This is a genomic window from Flavobacterium sp. YJ01 (assembly GCF_029320955.1).
Lineage (GTDB): Bacteria > Bacteroidota > Bacteroidia > Flavobacteriales > Flavobacteriaceae > Flavobacterium.
Genome location: NZ_CP119757.1, coordinates 3104254 through 3124025, shown reverse-complemented (window position 1 = coordinate 3124025; position 19772 = coordinate 3104254). Strand labels below are relative to the sequence as shown.

Here is a 19772-nt window from a genome sequence, read left to right as displayed (position 1 = left end):
CGACAAAAAACAACAACAAGGTACGATTTTATTTACATACAAATATTGCTTGTAGTATTAAACTTTAATATTTAACACCAAAAATGGCTTTTTTATAAAAAATAAGAAAAAACTGTTAAAATGTAAATTCACAAAACATAATAACTTGTTATACTGATACTTAACTAACAAAAAAAAGCCTTTTGCATAATTTAGCAAAAGGCTTGAATAAGTTGTTAATACATACATTTAGAAGAGTATCTTTTTAGAACTATCACTTCCATTTTCTAAAATTGTTTTCACAAATAATACTTGATTTGAAATGCCTAAATTTTCAATAGATATTCTCTTGTTATCAATTCCATCTTTTTTATACAGTTGATTTCCTAAAACATCATAGATGCGAACTTCTTTAAGATTTTCATTTGATGATTCTATTGAAATAATACGCTCTTTTACAGAAACAAAAACTTTTTCTCGGTTTATTGACCATTCCTCATTTTTAAGCATTTCATTAGTATAAACAATAGTAAAACGTTCATTAGCTATTCCGCTTTCAGATTCAAATTGATAGGATTCTTCGCTTAGATTATGAAGTTTATTTAAGAGCCGATCTTTTAAGAAAATGCTTTTTCCATTAAAAAAATTATCTTGATGATCTATTTCTAGAATTAAAAAACTTTTGTCTGCTAATTTATATCCTAAAGCAATCGAATCGCTTTCGGTAAAAGGCAATTCTCGACCTTGGATTACAAGCTTTATATTCTCTTCAACAAGACTATAAAAATCCATCTTTGGATTGGAATCAAGAGATTCTGCATCGTAGGCAGCATCCAGATTATTGGAGGCTCCATCGACATAACCAAGCAAAATTTGCTTAAATACTTCTTCTCCTTGGCTTTTAAGATTTAACCAAAAACGATGTTTTTCAGGTTTGCTCTTGGTTACTTGTTCATCCTTGTAAGGTTTAAAAAAAGAACTGTTACTGCCCAAAATTCGCATACTGTTATTAAATTCGAGAGTGCCTGCTAAGTTCGTTCTTAAAAAGAAAGCTTGTCCTGAAGCAATAGTACCGTCTGGCGTCGAGGTGCTTACTCCCGAACTTAAAGCCGAACTTGTTCCTACTCCGCCTAAAAGATTATAAACCGCAAAATCATTTTTAGAATAATAGCCATTTAAAGGCGGTGTATTGTGTGTCCAAAAACACAAAACGCTATTAATCGTAGGCATATTAGTCTCTATAAAAATATCGGCATCAATAGCGCTTGGATACGGATTACCGATTAAATATGACTTATTTGCAAATGGAAGATCAACATTTATTTTTCCATTATTTGGAACACCCTTAAAAATCCCTTCAAATACAGATCTTTCGGTAATAGAATAATTCTGTGGTGCCCTGATACTGTAGCCTTGGCCAGGATTCATAGTCATTGTTCCATGCAAATCTGCATTCCAACTCGAAATCGGATCGTACCAATAATATTTATCTAAGAGTGTTTCTGGCGAAAAATCAAACATTTTCTGACCTTTAACTGGTGAAGACCAATAGGTAGCATCATATCTTATAACCTGATTTGTTTTTCTTTTCAAATGAACGATTCCAGTATTAATCATATCATCATCTGATTGGTAAAAGCTAGCCGAATCTTCCAAAACCAAAGTTCCAAAACCAGTGTAAGTAAACTCAATATTTAGCGTGTTTTTCTCGAGAAGAGTTACAATTTTATCTTTAGCGATATAGCATCCGCAAACATTAGCAGAAGTGAGATTTGGGAAGCTTTCGTTAAAATAAACATCTTTACCAGCAGAAGGAAAACCGGCTGACCACGAATTTCCATTCCAAATTGTAGTGTTTACGCAAAGTTTTAAACGCGCAATTCTATGTTTTGAAATTCTAGATACAGAGTTAAAAATTCCGCCTATCAACAATCTGTAGTTTTCTGTAAAATTCATTGCGTTAAGTGTATTATTTAACGATGCAGAAAAGGAATCATCAAAAGCTCCAGACGGCAATAATCTGATTAATCTTAACGCCGAAACATTTTTATAAGTTCCCGAAAATGCTCCTCCAACTAAAATTCTATCATCTGGCTGAATTAAAATCGTACGAACATCTCCTTTACTAAAACCTGCCCCAGAATTGAATGCAGTATCTAAACTTCCGTCTGCATTTAAACGAACAATTCTTTTTTGTGAGACTCCGTCAAAAGTTAAAAACGATCCTCCAACTATAATCTTTTGATCGCTTTGTAGTGCAATTGAATAAACATATTTATCAAAACCCTGTTTTATATTAAAACCTAAATCAATTGTTCCATCAGAATTTAAACGAACTAATCCCGCAAATGGCAATCCGTTAAATGTTTTAAAATGACCTCCAATAAGAATCTTTCCATCAGATTGCAATACTACTGCTTCAACAATACCATCGGCACCAGAGCCAATATTAAAACTAAAATCTTTTGAACCGTCTGGCAATAATCTTATAACTCTATTTGTATTAATTGTAGATCCATTGTATTTTGAAAATGCTCCAACAGCTATTATTTTTTGATCTGATTGAATGGCTAATGCGTAAACCTGACCATTAAAACCTTCTCCGCTAGAAAAAGAATAATCTATTTCTCCGTCTTGAAAAATCCTTACTATTCTATTATTGGCAATATCGTTGTATTTAGTAAAGCTTCCGCCAATAATTATCTTTTGATCTTCTTGCAATGCGGATGTTTTTACCAAATTATTTGCTCCAGATTTTCCAGTATTAAAAGAAATGTCATTAGCGCCATTTTCTAAAAGACAGTTAATCTTAGAAACTAAATTTCCATTAAACTTTTTAAAATTACCTCCAACAATAGTCTTCTTGTTTGGAAGAGGCAAAATTGTCAAAACAGCATTGTCAAAACCAATACCAGAAGACAAATAAGCCGCATCAAGTTCTCCATCATTATTAATTTTTGCTAATCTTCCTTGATTCTGTCCATTAAAAACCGCGAAAGAACCAGCAACATACCAAGAAGTTTCTTCATCAAATTCTATAGCCAGTACAGAAGCAGCAGGCCCAGAACCGATATCAAAATCTGTCTTTACAGTACCGTCTGAATTAAGATAAATTAATCGATTTGCTGGATTATTATTATAAAAACCCGTAAATGATCCTCCTACCATAATCTCGCCAGATTTGTTAATTTTGATTACCTCTACTGCTCCTTTACTAAAACCTGATCCAATTAAAAAACTTTCATCTCGAGTTCCATCTTCATTTAAACGGATAATTCGGTTGGCTGTATTAGAATTGTATGTTGTAAAATCACCTCCCAAAACGATTTTCCCGTCTGCTTGCAAAGCAATCGCATTTACATTGCTGTCAAAACCAGTACCTGTATTGAAACTTGCGTCATAACTTCCATCTCTATTTAATCGGATAATTTTATTTGCTTCAGTACTATTAAAAAGAGTGAAATTTCCAGCAAGTATTATTTTTTCGTTTGGTAAAATTTTTACTTGCGTAATATTTACAGAAGATCCGGAATTGGTAATAAAAGAAGTATCCAGTGCGCCATTTGGAAGTAAGCGTGCCACGCGATTTACCGTAGTCGAGTTGTATTTGGTAAAACTGCCGACAATAATAATTTTTCCATCTGATTGCAACGCAATATCGTGGACAATTCCTGTTGTTGCTCCTGTAGAAGTATTGAAACTACTATCGTAAGAGCCGTCTGGATTAAGGCGAATAATTCTTCCTGCATTAATTCCGTTGTAAGTTGTGAAATTTCCTCCAAGAATTATTTTACCATCTTCCTGTAAATAGGACGAGTAAATTTTTCCATTAAATCCAGTTCCAGTATCGAAACTTTCATCTATAGATCCATCTTGATTTAAACGAGTAAGATAAGAAACAGGAATTCCGTTTAGTGTTACATATTCTCCTCCAACAATTAAATTTCCATCTCTTTGAATTTGAAGCGTTTGAACCGTGGCATTAAATCCGTCGCCAAACTCTCCATTATCAATAGTGTTAAACGAATTGTCAACCTTCCCTTGCTGAGCAAGAAGCAATGTTTCTACAGGAAGAAAGAACAAGATTAGCAAATACAGTACTTTTTTAATCAAAACAATATAATTTAAGTTAAGTCATGAAAGAATTAACCTAAGTTATAAAGGCAAAATCAATAGCACAATACCTAGATTTAGGGATTTTTAAAATAAAAAAGCCCATCTTTTTCAAGATGGGCTTAAAATATATTTCTTGTCGATTATAAGTTAGAATAGACAACTTTTTTTGTTACAGTATGTCCGTTTTCTAAAGTTACTTTAACTAATAAAACTTGATCAGCTGAATTTAGATTCGAAATCTGTAATTCTGACGAATTGACATTGTCTTTATTGTATAACAACTGAGCTCCGATATTATAAATATTTACAGTTTTTATCGTTTCTTTTGAAGAAGCGATTTTTACAACTTTATTTCTCAAAGAAATCACGACACTATTCTCCAGATCTTCAAAATCTCCTGTACCTAAGGTTTTAGAAGTGTAACGAAGATTGAAACGATTTGCAAATGTTCCGATTGCTGAAGTAAATTTATAATTTTCAGTACGAAGGTTTACTGTTTTTTCCGTCACTAAATCTTCTAAATAAACTTCCTGAGTATCAAAGAATCCGTCTGCATGGTCAATTGCAATGGTGTATTCTCCTGCAGTTGCAACTTTGTAGCCTAAAGGAACGACTTCTTTATTATCAAAAGGAAGTGCACGCCCTTGAATAGTCAGATATTCAGATTCATTTATACTGTAAAAATCAGCGCTGCTATTAGATCCTAAAGTGCCGGCATCAAAGTTAATGTCAAAACTATTGGTAGCTCCTTCAATATAGCCAACTAAAACCTGTTTGAACGCTCCATAATCGTTAGAAAGATTAAGCCACAAACGGTTTCTTTCCAATTCACCTGATTCTTCTGATTCTCCAGTTTTGTAGAATTGAGAATTATTATTACTTCTACGCATTCCATTGGTAAAATTAAGCGTTGCTGTTTTTGGGTTAGCCATGAATCCCTGTCCTGCTGCTATATACCCCTGAAAAGGCTGACCATTTAGTAGCGCTCCCGAACTTGTTTCTGTAGATCCTGAAAGGTTAAATGCTGCAAAGTCGGCATTATTATAATAAGATTTGCCATCAACCGGATTGTATACCGGAGATGAATTGTGAGTCCAAAAATAAAGCGTACCTAAGTTTGTATTTCCATTGATCAAAGCAGTGGCACTAATTGCAGAAGGATAAGGATTCCCCACTAAATTGTATCTATTTGGCACTACAACAGGACTGATATTACCATTATTAGGAACACCCACAAATACTCCATTAAATGGAGCTGGCGTTGTAGGATCAAAAGGCTGTGGAGCTCTAATGCTGTAACCTTTTCCAACTTCCATTGGCATTATTCCATTTAGACTGGCAGCCCAACCTGTATTTGCATCATAATAAAGGTACTTATCAAGTAATGTATTTGGAGATAAACTAGCCATGGTAAAACTTGCATTTGTAACTGGCATTGACCAATATGTAGCATCATAACGTCTTACACTTGCTGTTCTTTCATAATTAATCTGCCCAGTGTTTGTAGCATCTGTTGTTTGCATCAAACTTGAACCACTTCTAAATGTTAACTGTCCGTCTGGAGTGCTTACTCCATTTGTGATTACTAATGTAACCCCACTTTGAACAATTGCGCTTGCGCCTGTATTTACTGTAAGTGAGCAACCATACACAATCGGAGTTCCCGTTGGGAAAGGTGTACCTAAACTTGAATTAATTATGATTCTTTTCGTACTATCTGGAGCACCGCCTACCCACATTGAACCATTCCAAGTTGCAGAAGGCGAAGGATCAATAACAACCGTCGCAGAAGAAGCCGAAACACAAGATGTTGCAGTTTCGACGGTAAAAGTATAAGATCCAGCGACTAAACCGGTTACTTGATATGAAGTTCCTGTGCCATTTATAGTTGCAGTTGCTTGCCCAGACTGATTAATTTGCCAGTTCCCAGAAGGAAGACTTCCGATAGTTACTTTTCCTAACTCTGCACAAGTAACATTAATTTTACCGCTTGTTGATGGAGTAGCCTCTATTGGGTTAACGGTAACCGTTACAGTAAATGGAATACCTGTACAACCTCCCGAAACTGGGGTAACTGTATAAGTAGCTGTTTGAGGTGTTGTTATTCCTGCATTTAAAGTTAGTACTCCCGTTGTGATACTGTTCGGATTTCCTGAACTTGCCGCTCCTCCAGACAATCCAGCTGTCCTAACTGGAACTGGCCAAGTATAGGTTGTGCCTGATGGAACTGAATTTCCTGTGATAGTTGCAGGATTTATAGTAAGTGATGCAGCTCCACTACAAGTTGTTCTCGTAATCGGACTAATTGTTGCCGATGTTACATCAACCATTACTGGTGCTGAATAATTAGTTGTTGAACCACAACTTACCATTACGCGATAAAATGTTTTAACTGTTTGTGTAGTTGTAAATGTCGGACCTGCCCCAACTGGATCAACATATCTAATTAATAGATTATCTATTAAATGTCTGTCATATGAAGCTCCTGTTCTCGCTGAAAACTTAAATCTCCAGTTTGATTTAGTTGCTGCAAGATATCCTGCTGGCAACTGTAAATCTGCGACTATAACCGAACCATTAACTGACAAACTAAGCCTTCCTCTAGCATCTACATTTAGAATTACAGGAGTATTTCCAGTAGTTGGTCTTAAAGATGGAGCATTAATTGCAGTATTGTAAATAGTATTACCTGCATATTTTATTCTAATACGGCTACCTGCTTGAACTCCTTCGTTATCATAAGTATCAAATTGCACAATTATTCCAGTCCCTGAACCATCTTCTCCTCCAGCAGCATCATTTGCAACATCACTAGCGTAACTTAAACTAAAACCATCTGCACCTCCTGTGGTTGGAATCTGATAATCAAAGTTTACATTAAAGGCGTCATAATTTACACCTGGCGTCTTCTGAATCACATACGCACCATACAAACTACTAACCGCTCTTGTTAACTGTAGTTGTCCACCAACCAAAACAGCATCTCCATATAGATTTGCCTGCGCATTTGCAGCATCGAAAGTTTCAAGTCCAAAAAAGTTACTAGTTGGAGTTGAAGCACTAGTCCAAGATCCTGGTGTTCCATCTGGTGAAGTTTGCCAAGTATAGGTTACTCCATCTTGCAATGTATTTTGTAATGACAATGTAAATGGACTGTAAGGACAAACAGTAGTTGCTGTACTAAAAGTATTCCCTGGAGTAAGATTACCTGTACAAGGATCTTGCAAGGTAATACTATGATCTTCTATTTGCCCTGTATTTCCTAAAGATGCACATGGTGAATTGTTATAATTACCTGTACGGCTCATAACTCTCACCTTTATCGTACCTGTAGAAGCACCCGCAGGCACTGTCACATATACTGATGCTGATTTACCATCTGCGGTAGTTCCTACTGAATTTCTGATTGTTCCTATTCGAACATATTCCGAAGTTTCAAATGTTCCATTATTATTCCAATCAAAATAAGCGTCATAATACACATTTTGATCGCCGCCTGTATTACCTCTTACAACCAAAGCATAACTTTGCCCTTTTACAACTGATGTTAAAACTGGCGTAGTAAGATCTTCATAACTTCCAGTTCCTGAACTTGTTCGCGCTTGGTTATTATAGGAAACACTTACAATTGGTACACCGGCATTAAAATTAGTACAAGTGCTTGATGCAACATTAACAATTCCGGTCGTTGCTGTAAAAAAAGTATCATCTTTACGCAAAGATGAAGAAATGGTATTCCCCCAAGAACTAGGAACAACTTGATTTGCCCCTAAAGTCAGTGTAGCTGCTGTATGAGTTAATCCTGTGCCTAAATTTGCATTTACGCTTGTATTTATGGTTAAGGCTCCGCTAATTGTTGTTGCAGCTGTAAAACTTTTTGTTCCAGTTCCAGCTAAAGTTAAGTTATTGAAAGTTAACACATTTAAAGATTGTGTATCTCCGTTTAATGTAACAGTTCCTGATCTTGGATTAAATGTTCCTGCACTTGTAAAATCACCTCCTATAGAAACTGCATAATTATTAGCATTTGTAACATCTAGCGTAGTCCCAGTTCCAATACTCACATTCCCTCCTGCGACTAAAGCTCCAGATAAAGATTTTGTTCCACTGCCTGAAGTTGTTAAATTAGTATATGCAGTATTATAAATTGTCTGATTTCCCCCTCTTTCGTAATTTACTGTAGCTCCAGTACCGTTGAATATAATATTATTTGTCCCGTTTCCAGATAAAGCGAAAGGATTTGCCCCTCCATTATAACCTAAAAATAAAGTTCCGGTTTGTGCTCCAGAAGCCATACTAAATGTAGAAGTACATGAAGTATTATTAGCATTTGAAGAGGAGATTTGCCCAGTTAAATCCAAATTACCACTTTCTAATATAAAGCTTGCATTATTATTTTGTCCACTATTTCTTGTACTATTTAAAGTTAAATTACCAGAGTTAAAATTTGCTACATTTGAAGTTAAAACTGTACTTAAAGCAATATTGGGGCTTGAGGACGTCTGACCAATTACAATAGATGTAGTAGTCAATGTTCCTGCTCCGAAAATATTTATACTTCTCGAGCTACTATTCGATGAATTTACTGTCAATGCTCCCGCTGTAAGTGTTACTGCTGAATTAACAGTTAGCGTCCCTGTATTGCCAGTAAAAGTAATTGATCCACAACTGGTTGTTGCCGTTACGATCGGATTCGTACTTACCGCTGGTATAATTACAGCAGTTGTAGGACCAGGAACACCACTAGTCCAATTCCCCGCAACGTTCCAAGTTGAGCTTGTATTTCCTGTCCAAGTTGTTTGTCCAAAACTGTTGAACTGCAAAAAAATGAAAAATAAAAACGAGTAAAGTAATTTTCTCATCATATCAATGTGGTATTTATTTTAAATTTGTTTTTGGTTGCTAAAAAAGCAAAAAGGGCATTCCTAATCTGAAAAAAGACATTCTTTTGTGAATTTTCAGTTCAATTTGAATGTTAAAATCTTGTTTTACAGCAAGATTACAAATCCGTTAAATTATCGTACAAAAATATTGAAATTCGGCACATACACAACATTTTACAATGTTTCTTTTCTGTTAATATTAACAAATTTTAGAAGTTTTTTGTAAGTAAATGCCCGTTTTTGAATTTAATCGTTAAAAAGCATGAAAAACCCGACGAAATGCACTTTCACTATAAAAGAAGCTTTACAAAAATTAGAACACTTTTGTGCTTATCAAGAACGATGTCATGAAGAAGTTGTGTCTAAATTATACAGCTTAAAAATGACTTCAGATGAGATTGACACTATCATTGTAAAACTTATTGAAGATAATTTTTTGAATGAAACTCGTTTTGCCTGCAGTTTTGCACGCGGTAAGCATCGCATTAAACATTGGGGGAAAATTAGAATTACAAACGAACTTAAAGCCAGACAAATTTCTTCGGCAAATATCAATTTGGCTTTAAAGGAAATTTCTACAGAAGAATATTTTGAAGCTTTCGAAAATCTAGCTGATAGATGCTGGAATAATTTATCAGAAAGCAACGCTTTAAAAAAACGTAAGAAATTTTGCGATTACATGCTTCGAAGAGGTTATGAAAGTAATTTAGTTTATGAAAAGGTAAAAGAACTAGAAGTAAACTAATTCTTAAAAATATAAAAATTACAATCCTTTCATAATCATCATTTCGATTCTAAGATTATACTAAATTCCGCACAAAACCATCTTACAACATCTGGTTGTAATTTATTCCCATTTTGATGATTTTATTGCTAAACTCGCGTTTTTTAGTCTAAAAAATCAAAACCAACTCTAAAAAAACGTGATTTTTTGCGATTATTCTTATAATATTTTTTCGCGTTTTATAAGAATATCCGCAAAATGCTATTTTTTTTCATGCATTTCGTCGAGTATTTTAACAATTCATCGAATATATAGGGGTATTGAAAACCCTACTTATTTCTAGCTCGTAGATGTATATATCTTTGCTTTGGCTAAAAAGTCCTATGCCAGCATAACAAACTGATAGAAAACATTTAAGCATGAAAAAAAACTCTACTTTTATTTTTATTGTTACCTTTTTTTGGATTTGCTCAAGCTGAATTGAGTGGTGATATTGTCATTAGCTCTGCAAATCCACTTACAAATTTTAGGACTCTTGCACTTGCACTTGACCAAATACATGCACGTGGAGTTAGTGGTCCAGTGAGATTTTTGCTTGATGAAGATCAGAATTTAACATCTTTGCTTTCAATCAATACCATACCATATTCAAGTGCAACTAACACGCTTACCATTAAACCAAATACTGGAAAGAACATTACTATAACCACTACAATGCCTAGTTCATCAACTGGTATTCCTGCAGTTATTAGATTTAATGGTACTAGCAACGTAATTATTGACGGAAGTAATTCGACTTTAAATACAAAAAATTTAACACTGATAAATACAGACAATTTAAACGGCACAGCAAGATCAGTCATTTGGGTTGCGAGTAATGGTTCAACCGGTTCAACAAATGTCACTGTTAAAAACACCAACTTACGTTTTACAAATCGAAATCAATTACTTACACTTTTAACTGGAGTTTATTCAGGAGGAAATGGTCTTGGAAATAATAATAGTATTGCAGAAAACTCAAATAATGGTGCTAATTCCAACATTTCGATTATTAACAACGAAACGTTCAATGTTAAAGATGTTGTTAATATTAATGGAAACGCTAATGCCACTCAATCTCCATCAGGTTGGAAAATTCAAGGAAACAAAATTGGTACTACAACCGCTTCAGAAAAACCTGTAAGAGGAATGTATATTAACAACGCTTTAAATTACGAAATCTCAGGAAATACAATATCTGGAGTTAACAATACTTTAAACCAGAGCAATCATACAGCTGCAATTATTTTGGAGGGAACGAGTAGTGGAACAATTTCAGGAAATAAAATCAATGATATTGTTAATACAGTATACAATAACGGTTACTGGACAGCCGCTATTTTAGTTAGGTCTAGCGGCGCTACTAATATTTACAATAACATTATCAATAATATTTACAATACAACAAGAGACAATTCCAACTGGGATTATTACAAAAAAGGAATGGGTATTTTTATCGCTTCCGGCTCTACAGTAAACATTTATTATAACACTGTTATTATGGATTATGCCAATGGAGGCTCTTACTCAGCATGTTTATATACAACTGGAGGTAATACCATTAATGTCAGAAACAATATCTTTGTCAATTCTCAACCTGTTGCTGCTTCACCTGATAATAAACAATATGCCATATTTAAAAATGGCGGAAATTTCGGTATAATAAGTAATAATGATTATTATGTTACAAATGTTTCGAATAACTTTCTAAATAGAATAGATGGTAATGAATACTCAGCGACAGTAGCAGGAACAGTACCTAACTGGAATACACCTGCAGGAGATTCAGGTTCTAAAACCTTCTTACCAACATTTGTTACACCAGGAACAGACTTCCATTTGCAGGATGTTACCATTAACAACGATTTAACTGGTGTAGCTTTATCAACACCTTACACAACAGATATTGATGGAGATGCAAGAGTAAAACCTTATATGGGTGCTGATGAAGTTGTGAAATGTGTACCTGCCGGAGATCAAACTTCTTTCGGTTCTGAATCTTGGATTGGATATGTTTACAGTTTTACAGGAAACACTGCTCCAAACCCAGCATACAATACTTTACCAACAGGAACAACCTATTTAGGAACTGTTACGGAAAGTACAAGAAATTTTGATAGAAATGTTGCAGATGGTGCTGTAAATGGTGTTACAAGAAATTTTTGCGACGCTGCGCCAACAGACCGATTCTTCGTTCGTTATAAAATGACAGCTAATCTTGCCGAAGCAGGACAATATAATTTTATGCTTGGAAGCGACGACGGAATTAGACTTTATATTGATGGCGTTAAAGTTTTTGAGCGTTGGAATCAGCACAGCTACACAGTTGATGCTTTACTACAAACCTTATCAGCTGGATCGCATCAATTTATTTTAGAATATTTTGAACTAGATGGTTCATCTCGTGCTGCGATTTCATTTGGGGCTATAAAAGGAGACCAAACGCTTCCTTACGGGATTAATTCTTGGAATGTTTATGGTTTAACCAAAAACGATTTAAACCTAAGCAATACAGTATATGCAGGATACTATGTAGATTCTAATGTGAATGTAAATTCAAGAACATACTGGGATACAGACAAATCTCCTTCTTCTGCAACAAATTGGCAAGGAGCCCCGTTACCTAATGATAATTTCACGGTTTCTTATAGACGTCAAGGTTTTCCTTGCGGAACTTATAGAATTGAGCTTGCAAATTCTGATGATGCCACTCAAATTTACATGAATGAAAGCACAACTCCACTATTTACTCAATCTGGATATACAAACACTGCTGCATACATAAACGGTGGAGCGACATATGTTTTAAACAGCACTTCTAAAATTGAAGTTCGTTTAAGAGAAGACGGAGGAAATGCTAACGTAGCAGTTAACTTTGTAAGAGTGCTAACACCTTATACAGGGAGCGAAACTATTGGACCAAATACTTCAATCGTAATTAGTTCACCAACTGTAACTTTGGGTTCAGACATTCAGGTTTGTTCATGTACAGTAAATTCAGGATCTACTTTTAATGTTCCAAGCGACAGAACTTTAACTGTTGATGAAGATATTAATGTACTTGGTACAGGAAAACTAGCAATATTAAGCGGAGGATCTCTTCTTCAGACTTCAACAAGTAAAACAATGTTTACTGGAAACGCAACAACATCATTTGAGGTTCAGAGAACAACAAATGTAAGACGTTATGATGCAACATACTGGTCAATGCCAGTTACAAATGCAAGTTTCACAATGGCTAGTTTATCTCCAAATACTTTACTTGATAAGTATCTTTATTATGATGCAAATACAGGTTGGGCTGCCAGTCTTAATGGAACAATGCCAATGGAAGTAGGAAAAGGTTACAGCATTAGAGCTCCACAGCCTTTTGATCCTACAACGCCAGCTCCATTTACTGGAATATTTAAAGGAATTCCAAATAATGGTAATATTGCTCCTGCTGTAGTGCCAAATAGATATAACTTAGTGGGGAATCCTTATCCATCTGCAATTAGTGCCACTGCTTTGATCAATGCAAATACAAACTTAGGTACGCTTTATTTTTGGACTCACAATTCATCTCCTGTATACAACCCAGCTGATGGCAAATCTTATTATAACAATGCCGATTTTGCGGCGTTTAACCTTTCAGGATCTACAGAAACAAGTTCGGGAGCGCTACTAAACGGTCAGTCTTTTCAAGGGTATATAGCAGCAGGACAGGGATTCATGGCTAACCCAAAAACAGCAACATTGATCTTCAATAATACGATGCGTGTTAGTGCCAAAAACAAACAATTCTACAAAACTAATGACTCTAGTAACTCAGGAGAATTAGAAAGAAATCGCTTGTGGCTTAATTTTTCTAACGACTATGGAGCATTCAAACAGGTTTTAGTTGGTTATATTGAAGGAGCAACAAATAGTTTTGACATTAACTTTGATGCCAATACTTTAGGATCTAATAGCAGCGCTGATTTTTACAGTATCAATGAATCAGACAACCTGACTATTCAAGGGCGTGAACTTCCTTTTGACAACAAAGATATTGTACCTCTAGGCTACAAGGTAGCAACTGCAGGAGAATATACCATTGCAATTGACCATGCTGACGGATTTTTCGATACCCAAGAAGTTTATTTAGAAGATTTGAAAACTGGCAAAATAGTAAGCTTACGTGCTGAAAATTATAAATTTACAACAGAAGCTGGTACTTTTACGAATCGTTTCAATCTTCGTTATACTTCTAAAACTTTAGGAACAGGAGATTTTGAAAATGTAGAAAACGCTGTTCTGGTTTCAGTAAAATCAAAAATTGTAAAAGTTACTGCAACTAAAGAAAACATCAAAGATGTACAGATTTACAATATTGGCGGTCAGTTAGTTTACAACAATAACAAAGTTGATTCAAACGAAGTACAAATTTCAAATTTACCATCTGGTAATCAAGTTTTATTAGTTAAAGTTGTTTTGGAAAACGGCTCAGAAGTTTCTAAGAAAATTATCTTTAATTAATATTTAAAACAAGAAACCCATCTTAATCGATGGGTTTCTTGTTTTTATTCTTCTTTCAATTCGTCAATTACTTTTCTTATTTCCTTGGCGTACTTTCCGTAAAAATATTGCACCCACCATTCTAATGCCAATCCCATAAATAAAATACTAAAAGTAACTACTGCAAAAACACTTATTAATTGTCCGTTAGTAAATTCTGCAAGTTGAAAATTAGGCGCTTTTGAAAACTCATGGTATAAAAACCCAAGTAAAAACAAAACTATAAAAGGCGTCAGAGCAAATCCGAATGTTTTATACAATTCCATATTAAGCTTTACGTCAAAATAAGTTTCGTATAAACTGTCTTTTGTTTTTAATGTAATGTTGTTCAGTCTCTTATAAAAAATATACAGTTTTATTAAATAGTATACACAAACTGCAACAAATATGCTGAACATTAAGTAAAACGGAACAATCCATTTTGTTGGAAAAGCATATGCATAAGGTGTTAAACCCATTAAAAAAACAGCTACTGACTGCATTATAAGCTCATTCTTTAGATTTTTTCTTATTTTATCTAGAGGCGTATTGGCCGAATTAATCTTTTCTAAGTTATCTGGAAGAACAACATTTTCATTCTTTTCGTTATTCCATGCATTTTGTATATCGTTAAAATCCATATCCCTGATTTTTAATTATTTCTTTTAATTTTTCTTTTGCTCGGTTTAATTTGACTCTCGCATTTCCTTCTGAAATCCCTAGATTTTCTCCGATTTCTTTATGAGAAAAACCTTCTAACTGATAAAAGATAATCGCTTTATCAATTTTTTCGAGTTTTTGTACCGCTTTATAAAAATGATCTAGTTGGCTTTCTTTGATGTGCGAATCTCCTTCTTCCTCTTTAATATTCTCCGATGCAATTTCATACTTATCAACCTTTCGCTTTTCTTTTCTAAGAAAAACAATCGCCGTATTTACCGCTACTCGATACATCCAAGTCGAAAACTGGCTTTCGTTTCGAAATGTTTCATACGATTTCCAAAGCTGACAAACAATTTCCTGAAACAAATCTTGCTGATCGTCATAATTATCCATATACATTTTCGAAACCTTGTACAGAATTCCTTTATGACTTTCTATCCGATTTAAAAACTCTTGTTCTTTTTCTTTCAAAATAGTTTTAGTTCATTACTGGTTTTACAATATATCCTGCCTTTCTTAATAAATTAATCACTCCAAACTCACCTCCTAAATGTCCTGCTCCTACTGCAAAAAACACACTTTCTGTCTTCATCATCTGTGGCATATCTTTTACCCAATTCAAATTTCTTTGATCCAGAATCATCTTTTTTGTTTTTTCAGTTGTAAACTTTTTATCGGTTACGTTATTATACAAATCATCGATGTTTTCACTTTTATATGCCGCCACTAATTTAGACGTTTCATTCTGATTTGATTCGCTTAACATTTTAATCATTTCATCATTTGTATATGCTTTTTCAAGAATATCAAGTTGTGAATTTACAGTTTCTAAACCTCCAATCTGAATATTTCTTTTTTTAGCCATTTCTATAAATTCCATTTCATAAAGCTTCATATCTGTGCAACCAAAAGTTTTCATCGAAATTAAACTCATTACCGTCATTAAACTAAAACTATCTACTTGTTGTACATTCATTCCGGTTGTAGTTTTTAAGATTTCGTCCAATTTTGACAATTGTTCCCCACTTAATAATTTACTTAATGGTTCTTTTCCCATTGCTCTTTTCTGCATATCTGTCATTTCTGTTGGATCTGCAAAATTGATTTCTAAAACTAGCTTGTTAGAAGCGTCAAATGCTTTTTTTGTTTTTTCTGAAAGAAAGTAATCAGGCGAACAAATCATATGAACCGTTCCGTATAAATAAGAAGGTTTTGTTAATCCGTTTCCTGAAACTTCCCATAAAAGTGTGTTTTCAAGTTTTGAAGATTTTGTCTGCGCCTGAACATAAGAACTAAATATAATTGCAATTACCGCGATTACTGATTTGATTAAATTTTTCATTTTGTTGATTGTTTTAAATTGATTATTTGATTGATTTTGATTGAAAATTTGATGATTGAAACTCCTTACTTATTTTATTTGCTATATTTTTTTCGTTGCCATGAAGCAATTGAAGCCAAGAAAAAGCAAATCGTTATTAAAAGGAATTCTTTATTAGGTTTTTCTAGCATAAACTGATTTGCAAATGCATATCCTAAACCTGCTGAACTTAAAAAGATAAATATAAAATTGAAAATTTTTTCGCTTTTTGATATTGACTGTGTTTTCATAATTGTTTCGGTTTATTTGATTACGACTCGTAAGTGACCAAAGATTCAAAACGTTACAAAAAAAATTCAACTTTTTTCAAAATATAAGGAAATACGGGCATTCACAGAAGAAAAAAAATTTCCAATTCATGAAAAGTTAGAAGCAAAAAGTGGAAAAAAGTAATCCAGAAGAATCCTAAAAAACAAAATCCCGAACCAATTCTAAAACAAGATTTATTTCTTCTTGCGAATTATAACTGTGAATACAAAAGCGCAAACGTTCCTGACCTTCTGGAACTCTTGGCGAAAGAATAGCCTGCACATCAAATCCTTTATCTTGAAGCAATTGAGCCAACTGTTTTATATTTTGATTTCCAGGAACAATAGGCGAATGTATTGCCGATTTACTATGCACAAACATTGGTTTCAAACCCAACAAATTCTTTTGCTGATTAAAAAAAACAATATTTTGACGAAGTTTTTCTATTGCAATATTTTCTGTTTCCAATTGTTGATACGCTATCAAAATAGTTGCAACCGCATAAGGCGACAAAGCGGTTGTATACAAAAAGCTATTTGCAAAATTGATCAAGTAATTTCTAAGTTCATTACTGCCTAAAATTGCGGCTCCTTGACAACCTAAAGCTTTTCCAAAAGTTACAATTCTTGCAAAAATTCTATTATGCAATTCAAAATACTGCGTAAGTCCTTCACCTTTATTTCCGAAAATACCAAAGCTGTGTGCTTCATCAACAATCAAATAGCAATTGTATTTTTCTGAAAGTGCAACCAATTCTTCCAAATTCGGACTATCGCCATCCATTGAAAAGACAGTTTCAGTTACAATATAAATTGTTTTATGGTGAAATTTAAGAATAAGACGCTCCAAATCTTCAAAATCATTGTGGATAAAAAGATGCGATTGGGCAGCAGATAGAGAAATCCCATCTTTTATAGAAGCATGGCACAATTCATCATACAAAACAACATCATTTTCTTGCGGCACAGCGCTAAAAAAACCAATATTGGCATCGTAACCCGAATTAAAAATTAAAGCCGCTTCTGAGTCATGAAATTCAGCTATATAATTTTCTGTAATTTGATAAAGAGAATGATTACCAGAAATTAATCTTGATCCAGTTGATCCGTTTTGAAAGATTTCATTTTCCACTAAATAAGCATGAACATGTTTAAAAATGTATTCTGATTTCGAAAATCCGATATAATCGTTTGAAGAAAAATCTACCAAATTATTAAAAATGGGCAGTTTTCTAAACAACTCTTTTTCTTTAGAATTTTCAATCTTTCTATTTAAATGTTCTGGTAATTCCATAAAAACAAAGTTAAACAACAAAAGTTTGTTACTTCAAATTTTCATTCATAAAGCTGACTTCATTTAATTTAAAAAAAACAGGAAAGCTTTTCGATAAATTTTTATCGTTTAAAATATTTTTATTATCGTTTATCGATAATTTTTATATATTTACACCAACTAAAAACAAATATTATGAAAACCAATAATAGATTGATTACTGTACTTTATGTTTTTTCTCGACTTAGTTTTAGATTTTCGCAACTTATACTATTGTTTGCTATTATCTTTGAATGCATTCCAAACGGTACTTTGGGCTCTTGGAATTCCACTATGCACCATTCAAAAGGATATAGTATAACTACTCAACTCCAGCTAAATGTTCCTGATACTTTAATTATATACAAAAACGAACAATCGAAAATCAGCGGCTCGGTTTCTAACTTCTATAGTAAAGAAAATGATAATTATTTCAATAGAGTAAAAAATGATTCAACACTTAAAAAGAAGTATCAGATAAACACTTTTGAAGTGCGAGATCAAAAATACCTTGATGTTAAAAATGAATTTAAAAATATTAAAATTCAGAACACAAACTCGACCGTCGATTTAATAATCAACCCTAAAGATTATTTTCTAAAAGTTGTTTTAATTATAAAAAGCTATTTGTATTTAATTCTAGCATTATTTGTAAGTTATCAATGCATGCGTTTATTTAAGCAATTAAGAGCTAATTTTGCATTTGACTTATTACTTAATGAAAGAATCAAAAAAATTGGATATTCTTTTATATTGTTTCAAGTTGCAAATCTGATTATAAGCTATATTATAATGCAATATTTTTCCAACATTGATTATTTTCATTATACAGATTCAATTAGTAACGGAAGATTTCATTTTATGAATTTAAAACCTGTTCTGGAATACAATTTGCAAATTATTTTTCTTGGATTATGTTTAGTAGTTTTAAGCAAATTATTAAATCACGGATACAATCTTCAGAACGAAAACGACTTAACAATATAATTATGCCAATCATTGTAAATCTCGATGTAATGCTTGCCAAAAGAAAGATGCGTTCAAATGAATTAGCAGAACGAATTGGCATTACAACAGCAAATCTTTCGATACTGAAAACTGGAAAGGCAAAAGCTATTCGATTTTCGACCTTAGAACTCATTTGTGAAATACTCGAATGTCAGCCAGGCGATATTATGGAGTTTGTAAAGGAAGAAGAATAAAAAACATACTTAGCAAAAGAGCAGATCGCATTGATCTGCTCTTCTTCATTTAATTTTTTATAAATTACTAATAAAAGGTGACTGTCTATTATATTTTGATTCAATCATTTCTCTAGCCATAAACTTTGAAATATCCAGAGCCGTAATTTTATCTCCCAAACAATCTTCGACATTTACTATTATTTCAGAACTATTATCTGTAAACTCAATAAGAGGAACGCGAACCTGTGTCCAATTTACATCACTTTCTTCTAAAAGTTTATAGGCCTTTTGGCGATCTTCCTGAATTAACGGAAAATTACTTTTCATCCAATCTGTCGCCATGAGTGTTTTTGAGCTTTTCTTGTCGAATGGAGTATCAATATTAAGTCCCGCCAATAGAACATAACGGTCAATTCCGTATTCATTCATTGCCTTTAAAACATGATTCGTCACCTGACTTGCAACTAAAGGCTCCCCTTTTCTTTGGCCAATTGTACTCAAAACAGCCTGACAATCTTTTAGTAATGTTTTTATAGATTTAAAATTAAGTGCGTCGCCTTCGACAATTTCAATATTATCACTTTGAATATTGAATTTTTTAGGATTTCGAAGCAGTAGTTTTAAATGAAATCCTTCTTTTAATAAGTGCTTTACAAGATAATTTCCTGTTTTACCGCCTCCGCCAATTACGGCGATTTTTGATATATTTTTCATAAGTATTCTTCATA

Annotated in this window: 11 protein-coding genes; 4 read left to right on the top strand and 7 right to left on the bottom strand. The window is 33.4% G+C overall.

Features of this window, described 5'->3' with window-relative positions:
- Window positions 1-228: 228 nt before the first annotated feature.
- Entirely contained in the window at window positions 229-4092 is a 3864-nt protein-coding gene (locus P0R33_RS13675; RefSeq protein ID WP_276171741.1) for a T9SS sorting signal type C domain-containing protein, read from the bottom strand.
- A 143-nt stretch (window positions 4093-4235) separates the two neighbouring features.
- Window positions 4236-8960 (bottom strand): GEVED domain-containing protein, encoded by a 4725-nt coding sequence (locus P0R33_RS13670; RefSeq protein WP_276171740.1) that lies wholly within the window; start codon window positions 8958-8960, stop codon window positions 4236-4238.
- Between the two features lie 280 nt (window positions 8961-9240).
- On the opposite strand from P0R33_RS13670, the gene P0R33_RS13665 reads away from it, so the two are divergent.
- Window positions 9241-9723: a regulatory protein RecX gene (locus P0R33_RS13665; RefSeq protein ID WP_276171739.1), complete on the top strand. Its 483-nt coding sequence runs from the start codon at window positions 9241-9243 to the stop codon at window positions 9721-9723.
- Between the two features lie 426 nt (window positions 9724-10149).
- Window positions 10150-14238 carry a T9SS sorting signal type C domain-containing protein gene (locus P0R33_RS13660; RefSeq protein WP_276171738.1) on the top strand — a complete coding sequence of 1363 codons (4089 nt, stop codon included), beginning with the start codon at window positions 10150-10152 and terminating at the stop codon, window positions 14236-14238.
- Between the two features lie 44 nt (window positions 14239-14282).
- Here P0R33_RS13660 and P0R33_RS13655 read toward each other — a convergent pair whose 3' ends face one another.
- The 4 genes from P0R33_RS13655 to P0R33_RS13640 form a co-directional block, all read right to left on the bottom strand.
- Window positions 14283-14897, bottom strand: a complete 615-nt coding sequence (locus tag P0R33_RS13655; RefSeq protein WP_276171737.1) for a hypothetical protein — start codon at window positions 14895-14897, stop codon at window positions 14283-14285.
- Window positions 14887-15390, bottom strand: coding sequence for an RNA polymerase sigma factor (locus tag P0R33_RS13650; RefSeq protein ID WP_184159136.1), 504 nt, complete (start codon window positions 15388-15390; stop codon window positions 14887-14889). Before P0R33_RS13650 ends, P0R33_RS13655 begins: the two co-directional genes overlap by 11 nt.
- 7 nt (window positions 15391-15397) lie before the next feature.
- Window positions 15398-16261 carry a TraB/GumN family protein gene (locus P0R33_RS13645; protein WP_276171736.1) on the bottom strand — a complete coding sequence of 288 codons (864 nt, stop codon included), beginning with the start codon at window positions 16259-16261 and terminating at the stop codon, window positions 15398-15400.
- 444 nt (window positions 16262-16705) lie between these two features.
- A complete protein-coding gene (locus P0R33_RS13640) occupies window positions 16706-17842 on the bottom strand; it encodes an 8-amino-7-oxononanoate synthase (protein ID WP_276171735.1) in 1137 nt (378 codons plus the stop codon).
- 174 nt (window positions 17843-18016) lie between these two features.
- Here P0R33_RS13640 and P0R33_RS13635 point away from each other — a divergent pair, with 174 nt between their 5' ends.
- Window positions 18017-18847, top strand: coding sequence for a DUF2975 domain-containing protein (locus P0R33_RS13635; RefSeq protein WP_276171734.1), 831 nt, complete (start codon window positions 18017-18019; stop codon window positions 18845-18847).
- A 2-nt stretch (window positions 18848-18849) separates the two neighbouring features.
- Window positions 18850-19062: a helix-turn-helix transcriptional regulator gene (locus tag P0R33_RS13630; protein ID WP_184159126.1), complete on the top strand. Its 213-nt coding sequence runs from the start codon at window positions 18850-18852 to the stop codon at window positions 19060-19062.
- Window positions 19063-19119: 57 nt separating this feature from the next.
- Here the strand turns inward: P0R33_RS13630 and P0R33_RS13625 are convergent, their stop codons facing one another.
- A complete protein-coding gene (locus P0R33_RS13625; protein ID WP_276171733.1) occupies window positions 19120-19758 on the bottom strand; it encodes an NAD(P)H-binding protein in 639 nt (212 codons plus the stop codon).
- Window positions 19759-19772 lie beyond the last annotated feature (14 nt).

What these genes read in the sequence shown, in the direction of transcription:
- P0R33_RS13670 (WP_276171740.1), bottom strand. Translation starts at nt 8,960, where the DNA reads ATGATGAGAAAATTACTTTACTCGTTTTTATTTTTCATTTTTTTGCAG.
- P0R33_RS13665 (WP_276171739.1), top strand. Translation starts at nt 9,241, where the DNA reads ATGAAAAACCCGACGAAATGCACTTTCACTATAAAAGAAGCTTTACAA.
- P0R33_RS13655 (WP_276171737.1), bottom strand. Translation starts at nt 14,897, where the DNA reads ATGGATTTTAACGATATACAAAATGCATGGAATAACGAAAAGAATGAA.
- P0R33_RS13645 (WP_276171736.1), bottom strand. Translation starts at nt 16,261, where the DNA reads ATGAAAAATTTAATCAAATCAGTAATCGCGGTAATTGCAATTATATTT.
- P0R33_RS13640 (WP_276171735.1), bottom strand. Translation starts at nt 17,842, where the DNA reads ATGGAATTACCAGAACATTTAAATAGAAAGATTGAAAATTCTAAAGAA.
- P0R33_RS13635 (WP_276171734.1), top strand. Translation starts at nt 18,017, where the DNA reads ATGAAAACCAATAATAGATTGATTACTGTACTTTATGTTTTTTCTCGA.
- P0R33_RS13630 (WP_184159126.1), top strand. Translation starts at nt 18,850, where the DNA reads ATGCCAATCATTGTAAATCTCGATGTAATGCTTGCCAAAAGAAAGATG.
- P0R33_RS13625 (WP_276171733.1), bottom strand. Translation starts at nt 19,758, where the DNA reads ATGAAAAATATATCAAAAATCGCCGTAATTGGCGGAGGCGGTAAAACA.